Origin of the sequence: Haliscomenobacter sp., from assembly GCF_040403615.1 — a bacterium.
Classification (GTDB): domain Bacteria; phylum Bacteroidota; class Bacteroidia; order Chitinophagales; family Saprospiraceae; genus Haliscomenobacter.
Genome location: NZ_JBBAKG010000009.1, coordinates 73,603 through 88,992 on the forward strand (window position 1 = coordinate 73,603; position 15,390 = coordinate 88,992).

The window sequence follows — 15,390 nt, forward strand, 5'->3', positions numbered from 1 at the left end:
AATTTATTGTATTAGACCATGAAGGATACGATAATTTTTGATTTGATCCATGAGGAATTGGATCGTCAGCGGGAGGGAATTGAATTGATTGCCTCTGAGAACTTCACCAGCCAGGCAGTTCTGGATGCAATGGGCACTTGCCTCACCAACAAATATGCTGAAGGCTATCCCGGCAAGCGGTATTATGGCGGCTGTGAAGTAGTAGACAAAATTGAACAAATTGCCATTGACCGTCTTTGTCAATTGTTTGGTGCAGAATATGCCAACGTGCAGCCACACTCTGGCGCACAAGCCAATGCAGCGGTATTTTTAGCCTGCTTGATGCCAAAAGATCGCATACTAGGCTTCAACTTGGCGCATGGCGGTCACCTTTCGCATGGTTCTCCAGTCAACTATTCCGGTAAGGTTTACGAAGCTCATTTTTACGGAGTGGAGGAAGCAACTGGCCTGATTGACATGGACAAGGTAGAAGCTACTGCCTTGGATGTCAAGCCAAAATTGATTATTTGTGGTGCTTCGGCGTATGCCCGCGATTGGGATTATGCCCGTTTCCGCGCCATTGCAGACAAAGTTGGTGCGCTTTTGCTGGCCGACATCGCACACCCTTCTGGTTTGATTGCCGCCGGATTGCTCAACAATCCGATGTATCATTGCCACATTGTGACGTCTACAACCCACAAAACCTTGCGTGGGCCACGAGGAGGCATCATCATGATGGGTAAAAACTTTGACAACCCATGGGGTCGCGCCACCAAAAATGGCGAAAAAATCAAAATGTCGGCCATCCTTAACAGCGGGGTATTCCCAGGCATGCAGGGCGGTCCTCTGGAGCACGTGATTGCCGCCAAAGCGGTTGCTTTTCAGGAAGCGCTGCAACCGGAATTCAAGGATTACGCCGTACAGGTCATGAAAAATGCCAAAGTCATGGCCGATGCTTTTGTACAAAAAGGCTACAAAGTCATTTCTGGCGGTACCGACAACCACTTGATGTTGCTCGATCTTCGCTCAAAGAAAGTAACCGGTAAAGACGCTGAAAACGCGCTGGTTCGTGCCGACATCACCGTCAACAAAAACATGGTGCCTTTTGATACCCAATCACCGATGGTTACTTCCGGGATTCGGGTGGGTACTGCCGCCATCACCACGCGTGGGTTCAAAGAAGCTGATTGCTTGAAAGTGATCGACTGGATAGACACCATTCTGAGCGACGTCAAAAACGAAAAACTCATCGTTGACACCCGCTATGAAATCAATGCGTATATGGAAAACTTCCCATTGTACGCTGATCAGAGTGTAACTGTTTAAAGTTTTGGGTTTTAGGTGGCGGTCGTTGAGCACAGCGCCGGTCGCTGAGCGTAGCCGAAGTACCGGTCGCTGAGCGTAGCCGAAGCGCCGGCGCTTCGGCTACGCTCAGCGACCTAAAACCCCCAAAGCCTAAAATAACATGCTAAAAATAGCCATCCTCACTGGCGGAAACGTAGCCGAGCGCAGTGTGTCCCTCAAGAGTGCTGAAACAGTGCGCAAGCACCTCGATGATCAAAAGTACGAGAAGTACGTGATCGAACTGAATGGTACGCAGTTTACCGATCAGGCGACTGGCGCTGTGGTCAACCTCAATGATTTCAGTTTGCCTACACCTGAGGGCGTCATCAAGTTCGATCTGGTGTACCAAATGCTGCATGGCCACCCGGCGGAAGATGGTTGCTTGCAAGGCTATTTTGAAGTATTAGGTATTGCGTATACGGGTTGCGATGTCATGTCCAGCGCCATTACCTTCAACAAGCAGGCGTGTAAAGATTTTTTGCGCAGCCACAACGTACCCATGGCGCCATCGTTAGTATTGCGCAAAGGGGAAACCATCAACTGGGCTACCCTGGAAAACATGGGCGTTCCGGTATTCGTCAAACCCAACAAGAATGGCAGCAGCTACGGCGCTTCCAAAGTAAACGAATCCCAGCAATTGGCGGGTGCCATTGAGCACGCGTTTGTATACGATGACGAAGTAGTGGTAGAAGGTTTTTTGAAAGGAACCGAATTCTCCAACGGCGTATTGCGCCGCGACGGCGAGGTGGTGGTTCTACCCATTACCGAAATCGTGCCCCACAACGAGTTTTTTGACTTCAAAGCCAAATACGAAAACCAAAGCCAGGAAATCACCCCTGCACGTCTTTCTGATGCACAAACCGCAGAAGTGCAGGCGCAAACCAAATTGATCTACGAAGTACTAGGCTGTAAAGGCATCTGCCGCTTTGATTACATCCTGGTTGGTGAGACTTTCTTTTTTCTGGAAGCGAATACCATTCCTGGCATGTCCGAGCAAAGCATCGTACCACAGCAAGCCCGCGCGCATGGTTGGTCGATTACGGAGTTGTTGGATGCTGCGGTGAATGAGGCATTGAAAATGCAAGGAGCAAATTAAAATAATGTATATTGCAAGTTAAACATCTGAAGAAATGCATATTTCTGAATTCCATATTGTCAACTTTAAGCTCTTTAAAGATGTAAGAGTGACTTTCGATTCACAGTTATGCATTTTTACAGGCGTAAATAATTCAGGTAAAACAACAATGCTTGAGGCTCTTGCGCTCTGGCATGAATGTTTCTCTAAATTAATTAGACAAGCCCAAGGAAGTACGCCAAATTATCAAAAAGGACAATTTGTTTTAGGTAATACGCAAATAAAATATTTCCCATTTGAACAAATCAAGAGTGTTAGATGCCCAAATTTTGAAGATATTTTTTATCAAAAAAATAGAAGAAATCGAATAGAGCTAGCTGCAACCTTTAAAAAAGGAAAAGAAGAGTCAATTGAGATTCGCTTCACAATTAGCGAGTCGGGGATGAATTACAAAATCGAATTAGCTGAATTCACAAAGTATGATTTTAATCGGTTTAATGACTTTTTTGAGCGCCTTCCTAGCGCCATTGGTTTTTTTTACGCTTCTCCAATTGCAGTAATTCAGCAAATTGAATCCTTTTCAACTCCGCCACAAGTGAGTGAAGCAATCATCAATCGATCTTCGGCAAGTGTTCTTCGGAATCGGCTATATTCCTTGTATCGAAGCCCAGATAGTGATATTTTTCAAAGATTCTTAGTGGATCTTTCTTTTATCTTATACAATAGTACTCAAAAAATAGAAATATTTACTTTAAGCGACATACAGAGAGATACCAGAGTCATTATTGATGTTAAAACAAATTCGAGAGATACAGAAAAAGATATTGCTCTACTTGGAAGTGGAACAATACAAGTTTTAGAAATATTACTTAATTTATATCATTCTGACGGTGTCTCTCGTGACATGAATATGGTTTTACTTGACGAACCAGACAGCCATATTCACAGGGATATTCAATCCAGATTGATGCAGGTGTTTCTGAAATTTTCAAAAGATAATCAAATATTCATTACGACACATAGCGAAGCTCTTATTAGAAGTGCGAACATTTCAAATCTATTTCATTTAGAGTCAAAATCTATCGGAAAATATGAAAGCCTGGCAAAAATTCATCTCCAAAAAATTCAACCCAGGTTCAAAGGAATTTATCCAACCTCTTTGAAACCCATCATTAGTGAGCTGGGGGCCACGAATGGATTGGATTTTATCAATGCCATAGAAGCCGATGTTTTGATTTTTGTGGAAGGAGAAGATGATGCACGAGTATATGATGCGCTACTGCGGATACAAATACGCCCCAAGAAATACGCGTATTGGATTCTGGGGGGCATTGACCAAGCATTCAAAAATTTGTCGCACTACAAAACCGTTTTTACCGAAATAAAAAACCAAAAAACGCTTTGGGAAAAATCAGTTTTAATCATTGATCGGGATTATTTGACTGATGCGCATGCAGCAGCCTTACCTGCTTTTCTGCAATCAGAACTTGACATTACTACATTCATGACCGACGCGTACACCCTGGAATCAACATTGTTGACCAATTTGTATCTACTTGCGCGTTTGTTGTCAAAATGGTTAGACTTTAATGGCGTCGAGATAAGTCCTGAAGATTTATTATCCAAACTCGAAAAAGGGTACACTGAATATTCGAAAAATAAATCTCTGGATTGGAATCAAGATGAGTTCATCGAAAATACGGCTCATGCCTACAAGGCGACCAGAGAAAAACTGAATGAGTTGGGCAAGAAAAAAAATAGCCCCGGTCTTATTCGAGAAAACGACATTCAGATTCAAACCCTGGTTCGCAACCACATCAAAAAAGTTCAGTTGGAAGGTACTTATTACAAACTTTTGCGCAAAGACGACGTTGAGGCTATCATTGGCATGGCAATTGAATCAACTGGTGTGGAATTCAGTATCGAGACCAATTTCATAGAGTTGATCCATTTAGTCGATAAATCAACATGGTTCGATGCCTGGGACTATTTATTGACCATCTAATCAATTACTACTCAAACGTCGATCATATTTTTTGTACTTTTGCCCTCCGAAAAATCGTTGTGCATGAGTTTTATCGAAGAGTTAAAGAGACGCCGTACGTTTGGCATTGTCAGTCACCCGGATGCTGGTAAAACTACGCTGACCGAAAAATTGCTGCTGTTTGGAGGCGCCATTCAGGTGGCCGGAGCAGTGAAATCCAATAAAATCAAGAAGGCCGCAACTTCCGACTTTATGGAAATTGAGCGGCAGCGGGGTATCTCGGTAGCCACCTCCGTGATGGCCTTCGATTACCGCGACCTCAAAATCAACATCCTCGATACACCTGGTCACGAAGATTTTGCGGAAGACACTTATCGCACTCTCACCGCGGTCGACAGCGTAATTGTGGTAATCGACGTTGCCAAAGGCGTCGAGCCACAAACCGAAAAACTCGTGAAGGTTTGCCGCATGCGCAACACCCCCATCATCGTTTTTATCAACAAACTCGACCGCGAGGGCAAGGATGCCTTCGACCTCCTGGACGAGGTAGAATCCAAGCTCGGCCTGAGCGTGACCCCCCTCAGTTGGCCCATCGGGATGGGTAGCCGCTTCAAAGGGGTATACAGCATTTACGAAAAAAACCTGCTCCTCTTTCAGCCCCACGGCAAACAGGAAGAAGAGGAAGTGATCAGCATCCGCGACATTCAGGACGAGCGCCTGGACAAGGAAGTGGGTGCAGACATGGCCAAAACCTTGCGAGACGAATTGGACTTAATCAAAGACCTTTACCCCGAGTTTGATCAGGAATATTACCTGGCGGGCGAGCTTTCACCCGTGTTTTTTGGCTCAGCCGTCAACAACTTTGGGGTACGTGAACTCCTGGACTGCTTTGTGGAAATTGCTCCCGAGCCGCTGCCCCGCGAAACCGAAGAACGCCACGTCACCCCCAGCGAAGACCAATTCAGTGGATTTATTTTCAAAATCCACGCCAATATGGACCCCAACCACCGCGACCGCATTGCGTTTTTGCGCATTTGCTCCGGTAAGTTTGAACGCAACACGAATTACCTGCACGTACGCCAGGGCAAGAAAATGAAATTTGCCAACCCGACTTCCTTCATGGCCGCTAAAAAAACCGTGATTGACGAGGCTTATCCCGGCGACGTAATCGGTTTGTACGATTCCGGCAACTTCAAAATCGGCGATGCCCTCACCGGCGGCGAATCCCTGCACTTCAAAGGCATTCCCAGTTTTTCTCCCGAACAATTTCGCTATGTCAACAACGCCGATCCGCTCAAAACCAAACAATTGGCCAAAGGCCTGGATCAGTTGATGGACGAGGGGGTAGCCCAAATGTTTACTCGCGAAATGGATGGCCGGCGCATCATCGGTACGGTAGGTGCACTACAGTTTGAGGTGATTCAATACCGCCTCGAACACGAATACGGTGCCAAAGTAACCTACGAACCGGCCTCGCTGCGCAAAGCCTGCTGGGTATCGTGTACGGACGATGCGGCACTGAAAGAATTCACGGCACGCCGCAAAAAAGACCTCTCCCGCGATACCGAAGGCAAACTGGTCTTCATGGCCGAATCGGAATGGTCATTAAAAATGGTACAGGAAAACCACCCAAAGGTGCAGTTTCACTTTACGAGTGAGTTTTAGTGTGGGGCAAAATGAACACTTATTTACTTATCGACCCTTAAAAAATTTATTGCTCGCGAAATGTGGTCAAAAAAGATAGATTTCGCGAGCAATAAATTGTGATTGCTCGCGAAATGTGGCTGAGGTCGAGTAGGAAAAGCTTTTTTCGCCAAATCCGTTTATCAAAAAAACGCTGGACTTCGAAATCACAGGCATAACTTTATTGTGAAATCATCAATTTTGTACTCAATACATGTGCATCTTTCCTCAAGGTAATGAAGTACATTCCTACTGGGAGTTCAAATCCTTGAGGAAAGTTGAATACCCCTTTTGCTTGTAACAAGTGATTTTGTCGCGCCAGTACCTTTCCACTGAAATCTGAAATTTGCGCCTCCCATTGTCCTGGTTGTACATTTTCATAATGAATACTGATTTTTTGGCCTTTATTTTGGGGGTTGGGCACGCAATAAACACGTTCACGCACTTTATCCAGTTCGTTGATGGAGGTAGTAAATGGTACTGTGTACGTGTAAATTTTAAAACAGCCCATTTTATCGGTAATGGTGAGGGTATATTGCCCGGCAGACAATGCGCTTCGAACGCGAAGGGAATCTCCATTTTCCCAACGCAATCGGTAGGGTGGAAATCCGCCACTGATCTGTTGGATACCAATCTCACCCAATTTCATGTTGATGGGCGTACTCCGAATTTGCGTTTTGATGTACAGCGTATCATCAGAGGATAGTACGCTGGGGCTTTCATAAGCGCCAAGGTCAACTTTACAGTCTTGTACTCGAGGCTGACCAAGTAAATCCCGTTGGGTTAGATCGGGATGCCAACGCCCGGCATTGATGGCCACTGAGCCTGGAGCAAGTTTTAATCCTGCCACGGATGTGCTGTCCACAAATTTGGGATACTGCCCAAAGATGTTGCCGATACCACAGCCTGTAGTATCTCCGGTAGAGGTACAAGTTGGGGTGCTAAATACGCAGTGATTGAAAGAGAAATTTTGAAGATTTGCCGCTGTGGTATTTTGAAGTATAGCTGAAAGAGATGTTTGATTGCTCTGGAAAATAGTATTTTGAATATATACACTGATTTGAGATGCAGCTTCTCTAGCATTCCTCACAATTTCTCCTTGTTTGTTGCCGAAAAAAGTAGAATTTAAAATTTTGAGATCAATTTTACCACCACTGTATTGACTAGTATAAATGACCGGTCCCGTATTTTTGTAAAAAAGGCTATTGTTGATGGTTCCTTTTATTGGGTTCCCTTCTCCGGAGTAATTGATGAAATTAATGATTCCGAATAATTTTCTACTTATACTGTTTTTATAAAAGACACATCGATTTATGTTACATTCAACCGTACTTAGTCTAGTATTTTTTACTATTTTTATTCCATTAGCTCCCAGACTACTAACTGTTTCGTCAATTTTGCAATCCTCTATGGTTAATTTAATATACGCATCCAAACCATTTACCTCTACAGAAATAGCTCCTCCATCAGAAGGACTCAAAATATTTGAAAATTTATTTTTATAAATATTTATAGTGTGTGGTGCCATTAATTCAGATGTAGGATCGCCAAGGGCTAAGATATCGATAACCCCTCCAACAACTAATGATTCGGATTTAAATTCACAACCTTCAATTTGGATTGGATCATTTATACTTTCGACTCTTATACTGGCAGTACCTCTTGATTCGTTTCTATCAAAAGTGCTATTTGTGATTTTTACATTCCCTGCAAAACTATGAAATATTGTTGCCCCCAAATTTACAGCGCTGTTCAGTACAAATTGACATTCATTTATTGTGATGTTTGAAGAATGGCTGTATGTTTGAACATAGATTGCTCCTCCAAATGATTGGCCATAATTCTGTTGAAACATACAGGATTCAATGATTGATTCAGTGCTTACATTTAACTGCGTTTCAAGTAAAGCAATACCTCCCCCAAGTGATCCGATATTATTTCTAAAGATAGCGTTGCGAATGGTTATTTTTCCTTTTTTTGCTTTATTGTTGAGTACCAATATCCCTCCTCCTTTTGATTGAAAATCAGATGAATTGGAGGTATTTTTAGTCGCATTTCCATTTTCAATGATTACCCCATCAATTAAATTCAGAGAGTCTGGATCAATTAAAGAAAGAACATGCAATGAGTTGGCTTTAATCGTTTCTAGTGTACCAATTTTACCAGAAAGTATAGTAGGATAAATCGTCCAATTTCTGGTGTCTATGTATCGTTCACTACCTTTGAACCCTCCGAAAATCTTTACACCAATAGGCACGACAAATGAAACAGTCTCATCGATACTGAAAGTGGGAGAATAAGTGCCTTGTGCTATCCAAACAGAGTCTCCATATTTGGCAATCTTTAATGCTTGTTGAAAATCAGGAAAAGCAGTTTCCCAACTTTGTCCATTGGCCTTTGAACCAGCCGTAGATGCAGTGGCGACATAGATGCGTTTACCATTAGATGGTTGTTGAGCAAATCCTGATGAACTGCATATTCCAAACAATAGGAAAATTACTAACGAAATATAGTTGTTCATGGGAAAATGTTTTAACCCGTCTGGAAGGGAAATACCAGACGGGCTATATTATTAGATTAGGATTAAAGTTTGAAGAAAGTTCCAGAGTAAGGTTTGCTTCCCAAGGACAAAGAATAGTAAATAATGCCGGAATGTAAATTACTTAATTCTTGATTCAGACTTACTTTGCTTATACCTGGATTAATAGTTTTATTGACTGTTATGGTTTTGCCATAACTGTCGCGCAGCATAATATCAACTTTAGTTTTGACCTGTAGATTCAATTCAAAATTAATTTCTCCGTTAGTAGGATTAGGGTAAACATTGACTAGTAAATCGTTCGTTTCATCTCCTTTTTTGATTTCCTCAGCAGATAATATCAATTCTAGATCAATTGGACGGCCATTTTCGTCGTAAAAGAGGTTTTCGAGGGTTTGGTCTTTCAATTGAAAGACTTGACTTAAATCACAAACTTTGGTTTGCGGTACAGCTATGATACGGAATATATTCTTTTTTTCATTTACGTTAATTTTTTCATTTTTATAAAAATCTAACCAAACAGTTCTTAATTCTCCTTCATTCAAATTACTAAGGTTGAAGTTATCTAAACTGAAGAATTTAGAATCGCCACGGTCTACGCCAGAAATATTGATGACCTTGTGATCAAATTTCATTCCCATTTGATAGGCATATACATTTACATTGCCTCTTGCCCCAATTCCAATTGAATAAGATTTGCCTGGTTCAAGGCAATTGAAGTCGGCTGATTGTAACCGGTATTTCCCGTCAGTACGAAGTTCTGAAACATTACCTTCTGGTCTAAATGTGCTGGCAGAGTTTACAATAGCTGAAAAATTAAGATCGCCAGATTTAATGGCCTGAAATGAAAATGTGCTGGATTGGTTAATACTGGGATTGGTAAGATTGATTTGGAGGTCATCAAAATAAGTTTTAGTTCCTCCAGTTACAGCTAAATTGTAACCTAAATACTCTCCTGTACTGGTTGTCCAAATAGCTGAAAATGGATCATTATTGAATTCAGTTGAAAAAACTGTATTTTGTAGTGCAAATGTGGGTACCATTCGCCAAGAAGGTACATCTGGAAAAGAAGTGATTTGATTTAAAATCAATTGTTGAATCTTTATTTGATCGGTATTTGAAATCACTCCATTGTTGTTAACATCCGCGGCAATCCAAGCATAGGGTTTTGGCAATAGACTTGTTCCAAGTATATGCTGTTGTAATTTTATCAAATCGAAAGTAGATACACCATTGTTAGCCGCAAGGTTACCTGTTCCGTTTCGAGCTGGAGAAATTTTAGCAGTAATATTTTGGGGTAAAAAAATACCTTTGTCTACATCAAACGGCCCACCAATTGAAGGGGTAGTGCTGGTTGTTGGTGCAACTCCTGTTTTAGAAAGTTGTACACCAATATCTCCAAATTGAGAGATGTTGGTAATACTTCCTGTTGAAGATAAGACAGTACGATAAACATAAGCATTTTCTACTGGAATTGGTACAGAGGGAGGATTAGGACCTTGAATAAGAAATGATTGAAATGTATTCGTTAATAATGTGTTGCGAATTTGACTCAACTGCATTGGCGAGAAATGATCAACTAAGCATTGATCATAATAGGACATAATATTTTTTTTATCGGGCGAAAAAACTCGAATGATTGTCGCAGGATTTGTTCTTTTATCTCTTACCGTACACGAACTATTGCAATCTGTACATCCAGAACAATCATAAGTCGTATTTGGGCATCCATCTGATAAAGCATCCTGGGGAGTATCACAGATTTTATCTCCTCTTTCATTACAATTGTCTTCAGGAGATGTTAAGTATGTTGTTCCGTCATGAGTATGCATTAAGTTAAAATAATGCCCTAGTTCATGTGCTAGTATATGATCAAAGTTGGTACTGTTAAAAGCTTTTATTGAAATGGCATTATTTGTTGGAGTTCCAGCATAAGGAAGATAAGTCAATCCCACAGTATTATCCTGGTTACCCGATGAATTTGTATACGCGTTAACTAAATAAACATTAATTGCATCATTATCATGAACTAAATTATAGAGTCCTTGTAAATCATGACCTTTATTATACAACGAATTTGTTTCAAAATAAGTAATAGCTGAAGGGTAAAAATTTATATTTCCACCTAAATATGTACTGTTTGCAAAATTGATCGCGCTTCGAATTTGTTTAACAATATTGTAACCAGTAGGTTGTCCTGAATTGTAATCATAAATTCCAGGAAGAGTTCCGTTTGAAGTGATAATATGAAAATGGATAGGTAAACTGTAATTGGTTTGTGTAGAAGTGGCTGATGAGGGAGGTGTAGTGAATACGTGGTTACTCGGAGAAATAGTACCACATATTCCTTGTGCTTGTGATCTATTTGAATATAAAAAAATAAGTAAAATTAAAGAAACTTGAAAACTTGAAAACTTGAAATTTCATGACTAAAGATTTAGTGTTTTAAGGAGGAATTTTGTTGTTAAACAAATATTCAATCATTTTTTCTTGAAAGTCAAATTTATATTGTTAAATAAATGTAACCTTTTTTGAATTGACAATTATTTGACAAAGGCTATTGCACACAAAAAGTTATTCCAATCTTTGACACGAAACTTGAATGTGGATACCAGAAGGAAAACCAAAAATGACTGCAAATGAAATTTACCTACGATAATGAAGCGGATGCGCTCTACATCCAACTTAGCAATCAGTCAATTGTAGACAGTGAGGAAGTTGAGCCACATGTCGTTGTCGATTACGATAAAAGCGACCAAATTGTTGGCATTGAAATCCTGTATTTTGTACAAAAGCACAAGAATGAGTTATTCCCTGCTTTTAAGGCAATGGAACAAGCTGTTTGGCAAGAGGAATATAAAAAAGTGGGATGAGAATAAGTAAGGATTTTGGTAAGTTCTAATCAAAATTCCTTAAACTAGCGCTCAAACCATATAACCATGTTGCATAGATCGCTTTGCTGCTTACTCTTCATTAGTTGTACAACTTTATTTGCCCAAAACCTGCCCAAGCCCAGTCCGGCTCAGGTTGCCTGGCAACAATTGGAAACCACTGCTTTCCTGCACTTCACCGTAAACACCTATACCGATAAGGAGTGGGGCGATGGCACGGAGAGTCCGAGCATATTCAACCCCGTCAAGCTGGACGCCCGCCAATGGGTGGCTGCCCTCAAGGCTGGTGGCTTCAAGATGTGCATCATCACGGCCAAGCACCACGATGGGTTTTGCCTCTGGCCCTCCAAATACACCGACCATTCGGTCAAAAGCAGCCCCTGGAAAAACGGCCAGGGCGATGTGGTCAAAGAAGTAGCCGACGCCTGTCGGGAATATGGCCTCAAGTTTGGATTCTACCTCTCTCCCTGGGATCAGCACGAAAAAAGCTATGGCACCGACCAATACAACGACTTCTACAAAAGTCAGTTGAAAGAATTGCTGACCAATTACGGCGAGGTGCACGAGGTCTGGTTTGATGGCGCCCGTGGGCCAAATGCCAGAGACATGCAATACGATTTCAAGGGTTTTTGGGCGCTGGTCAAACAACTGCAACCCAAAGCAGTGTGCTTTTCTGACGCGGGCCCTGGCGTGCGCTGGGTGGGCAACGAATCGGGCAATGCCGGCGAAACCTGCTGGTCGACGATCATCACGCTGGGCATGGCACCCGGGGTAGCCGATTCCAAATACCTGAATACCGGCGATGAAAAAGGTACTGAATGGATTCCTGCCGAAACCGATGTATCGATCCGTCCAGGCTGGTTTTACCACCCTAGCGAAGACGACAAAGTACGCTCGCCCAAAAATCTGGTCAACCTCTATTATCAATCCACGGGCCGCAACAGCCTCTTGCTGCTCAACGTGCCACCAAATCGCGAGGGCTTGCTGTGCCCGCAAGACGTGGCCGCCATCAAGGAATACCGCAGTATTTTGGACGAAACGTTCAAGACCAACCTGGCCAAATCCGGGAAAATCAAAAGCCTGGTCGACAACAAGCTGAGTACCTGGGTCGCTTTGCCTGAAAACACGCCGATGGACATCAACCTGCCCAAAACGGCCACCTTCGACCGCTTCCTGCTCAAGGAAAACATCGCCGAAGGCCAACGCATTGCCGAAGCCAAACTGGAATACTGGAACGGCCAGGAATGGCAATTGATCAAGCAATTCACCACCGTAGGTTACAAGCGTTTGCTGCGTTTTGAGCCAGTTACCACCGCCAAATTGCGGCTTACTGTGCTGCGGGCCTTGGCTCCAGCCCAGATCGCTGAGGTTGGGGTGTACAAGGGATCTGCCAGAGAGTAATGACGAATTTTTCGATTGACGAATGACGAATTGGGAGCGCTCCCAATTCGTCATTCGAAAAATTCGTCAATCGTCATTTGAAAAATTCGTCATTCGTCATTCGAAAAATTCGTCATTTTTTTAAGCCCCTCGCCCACCATTTCCCTTCCCACCTGCATCTAGGTATTTGAAAGTTTTTTACATTATCTTTTTCCACAACAAAGCCAATTAGCCACTCAGGTAATTGCTTCGGCGGCGCCCCGAAGCAAGCCTGGGAGGATTTTTGCTAAAATCAAAAAAACATGGCCAATTTTCATGCAACTGATCCCGTGCAGGGAACTCAGGGTGGGAAAAAATTGGGCGCATCCCAGCCCACACAAGGTTTGCCAGTGGGCAGTCCTTTGTTTCAGGCGCCCTGGATACAGGAAATCTTCCGTTACCGCAATCAAAACTATGGCGCGTATGTGCTTCGCCAACAATATTCACGCCGGATGTTGCAAGGCGGTTTGATCGCAATTGGATTTGCAGGCATTTTGTGTGGCGCTTCCTTGTTGGCATCGGCACTTCCCAAAGACAATGCCGCGGCATACAATGGTACTTTGGACATGATTGACGTGCCACCGCCCGATGAACCCATCGCTCCACCGCCACCGCCGCCTGTAACGCCGCCACCACCAGTGGCACCTTCGATTGCGTTTTTAGCCCCCAAGGCCGTTGAAGACAACGAGGTAAAAGTAGAGGTGGAACCACCAACCCAACAAGAATTGACCACCAGCAACCCCGGAACGGTCACGACCAAAGGTGATCCAGATGCGATCAATTTTGAAGACGATCCCATTCTGGTAGAAGGGCCACCAGCGGTGGTAATGAATGATGATCGTGGAGAGAAGCCCAAAGAACCAGTAATCTTTACCATTGTACAGCAAATGCCTGCTTTCCGAGGCAACCTCAATCAGTACCTGGCGCAGGAAATGCGCTACCCCGACATTGCCAAAGAAAATGGCATTGAGGGTACGGTGGTGATCCGGTTTATCGTCAATGAAAAGGGCGAAATTTCCAACCCCGTCATTGTCAAGGATATTGGCGGAGGCTGCGGAGAAGAGGCGTTGCGGGTGGTACGCGCCATGCCCGCGTGGTTGCCAGGTGCCAACCGGGGCATTCCGGTGAAAGTGCAGATGAACCTGCCTGTGAAGTTTAAACTGGAATAGTTTTATTAACTCACATTACGCAGACAGCTTCGCTGCTGTGATTTTCCACCACCTTAGGCACTTCAGATACCTAAGTTGCACCTTAGAATCCAAACTATATTGCCTAAGGTTATTCTGTGGTTAAAATGCGTAATGTGAGTTATTTAGAATTATGTGCCACCGAAATCTACTTTTCAAAAACCTTCCGATCCAGCCCCGGGATAATCCTCAAAGCGTTTTCGTAGTATACTTTTTTCAGGATCTTGTCTGGCAAAGCCATGCCGTACATCCGCCAAAAAGCGTGGTAACGTTTGTGGTATGGGAAGTACTCGTCGGCAGTTTCCAGCACGCGAAAGTAGGTGGGGTATTCTTCGGGGTGGTAAGCGTCTTTGCCAAACAGAATGCGGTTTTGGTACTTATCGAAGAAGGCCGCCGCCGCCCGTGGTTGGCGACCCAACTCGGCAATCACCGCGCCAAATTCGATGTTCATGTTGGGATACAAATCCAGCAACTGCCCCAGTTTCTTCAAGTCACTGGCGTACCAGCCAAAGTGCGCATTGATGAAGGTGGTTTTGGGGTGTTTTTGAAAAATATGGTGCTGCTGTTTGATCAGGGTATCAAAAGGAGCGGGGTCGGTATCGGAGCGTTTGCGCCCAGGATTGAGTTTGAGCTCCAGCCATCGCTCGTTTTTTTCATCCAGGGGATCCCAGAATTGTTTGGGATCGGCGGTGTGGATGATGACGGGAATGCCCAATTCACCGCATTTGGCCCACACGGGATCGATCCGCGGGTCGTCAACGCGAATCAGGTTACCCTTGCTGTCGCGCTCAGACAAGCCCAGGCTTTTGAAAATCTTCAAGCCTCGCGCACCATTTTTTACATCGTATTCGATTTGTTTTATGGCGTTGCTTGTCCAATCTGCATCATCGATGCCTTTGAAGCTCAGGTTGGTGAACACGGCGATTCGGGTCTCCAGATTGTACTTTTTGATGTTGTCCGTAATGGCCTTGAGGGCAGCTCCGCCCCGGCCGCTAAGGTTCATACACACGCCCATGTTGAGGGAGTCCATTTCTTTAATCAACCCCGTCAGGTCTTGGGTAGCCATGTTCCAGTGGTGACTGTGTACATCCAGAAATGGGAACTTGGAGCGGGTCAGTACATGTTCGGGTACAACCAGGGAGGAGGGTGGATCGTATTTTTCAAAATCCATGGTTTGTGCTCTAACGCAGAGGGGCAAAACCGTCAACAACAAGAATAGGTAGATTAATCGCTTCATGGATAGGTTATTACTTCAAAGATTAATAAATGCTAAGCACTTGTCCAAGACT

The 15,390-nt window shown here is 43.5% G+C and carries 10 protein-coding genes; 7 read left to right on the forward strand and 3 right to left on the reverse strand.

What is annotated here, in order from left to right:
- The first annotated feature begins 18 nt into the window (after positions 1-18).
- From glyA to ABW391_RS04895, 4 genes are all read left to right on the forward strand, one after another.
- Positions 19-1,305, forward strand: coding sequence for a serine hydroxymethyltransferase (gene glyA, locus ABW391_RS04880; RefSeq protein ID WP_353480709.1), 1,287 nt, complete (start codon positions 19-21; stop codon positions 1,303-1,305).
- Positions 1,306-1,444: 139 nt separating this feature from the next.
- On the forward strand, positions 1,445-2,419 hold the full coding sequence (locus ABW391_RS04885; RefSeq protein WP_353480710.1) for a D-alanine--D-alanine ligase: 975 nt from the start codon (positions 1,445-1,447) through the stop codon (positions 2,417-2,419).
- A gap of 34 nt (positions 2,420-2,453) precedes the next feature.
- Positions 2,454-4,403, forward strand: coding sequence for an ATP-dependent nuclease (locus ABW391_RS04890; protein ID WP_353480711.1), 1,950 nt, complete (start codon positions 2,454-2,456; stop codon positions 4,401-4,403).
- A 63-nt stretch (positions 4,404-4,466) separates the two neighbouring features.
- Entirely contained in the window at positions 4,467-6,047 is a 1,581-nt protein-coding gene (locus tag ABW391_RS04895) for a peptide chain release factor 3 (protein ID WP_353480712.1), read from the forward strand.
- A gap of 199 nt (positions 6,048-6,246) precedes the next feature.
- Here ABW391_RS04895 and ABW391_RS04900 read toward each other — a convergent pair whose 3' ends face one another.
- Together ABW391_RS04900 and ABW391_RS04905 are read right to left on the reverse strand one after the other, a co-directional pair.
- Entirely contained in the window at positions 6,247-8,586 is a 2,340-nt protein-coding gene (locus tag ABW391_RS04900; RefSeq protein WP_353480713.1) for a T9SS type A sorting domain-containing protein, read from the reverse strand.
- A gap of 62 nt (positions 8,587-8,648) precedes the next feature.
- Positions 8,649-10,994: a M43 family zinc metalloprotease gene (locus ABW391_RS04905; RefSeq protein ID WP_353480729.1), complete on the reverse strand. Its 2,346-nt coding sequence runs from the start codon at positions 10,992-10,994 to the stop codon at positions 8,649-8,651.
- 249 nt (positions 10,995-11,243) lie between these two features.
- Here ABW391_RS04905 and ABW391_RS04910 point away from each other — a divergent pair, with 249 nt between their 5' ends.
- The 3 genes from ABW391_RS04910 (at position 11,244) to ABW391_RS04920 (ending at position 14,083) form a co-directional block, all read left to right on the forward strand.
- Positions 11,244-11,477 carry a DUF2283 domain-containing protein gene (locus tag ABW391_RS04910; RefSeq protein ID WP_353480714.1) on the forward strand — a complete coding sequence of 78 codons (234 nt, stop codon included), beginning with the start codon at positions 11,244-11,246 and terminating at the stop codon, positions 11,475-11,477.
- A gap of 66 nt (positions 11,478-11,543) precedes the next feature.
- Positions 11,544-12,896 (forward strand): alpha-L-fucosidase, encoded by a 1,353-nt coding sequence (locus tag ABW391_RS04915; RefSeq protein WP_353480715.1) that lies wholly within the window; start codon positions 11,544-11,546, stop codon positions 12,894-12,896.
- Between the two features lie 281 nt (positions 12,897-13,177).
- Positions 13,178-14,083, forward strand: coding sequence for an energy transducer TonB (locus ABW391_RS04920; RefSeq protein ID WP_353480716.1), 906 nt, complete (start codon positions 13,178-13,180; stop codon positions 14,081-14,083).
- Positions 14,084-14,249: 166 nt separating this feature from the next.
- On the opposite strand, the gene ABW391_RS04925 is transcribed toward ABW391_RS04920, so the two are convergent.
- Positions 14,250-15,338, reverse strand: a complete 1,089-nt coding sequence (locus ABW391_RS04925) for an amidohydrolase family protein (RefSeq protein ID WP_353480717.1) — start codon at positions 15,336-15,338, stop codon at positions 14,250-14,252.
- Positions 15,339-15,390: the final 52 nt, after the last annotated feature.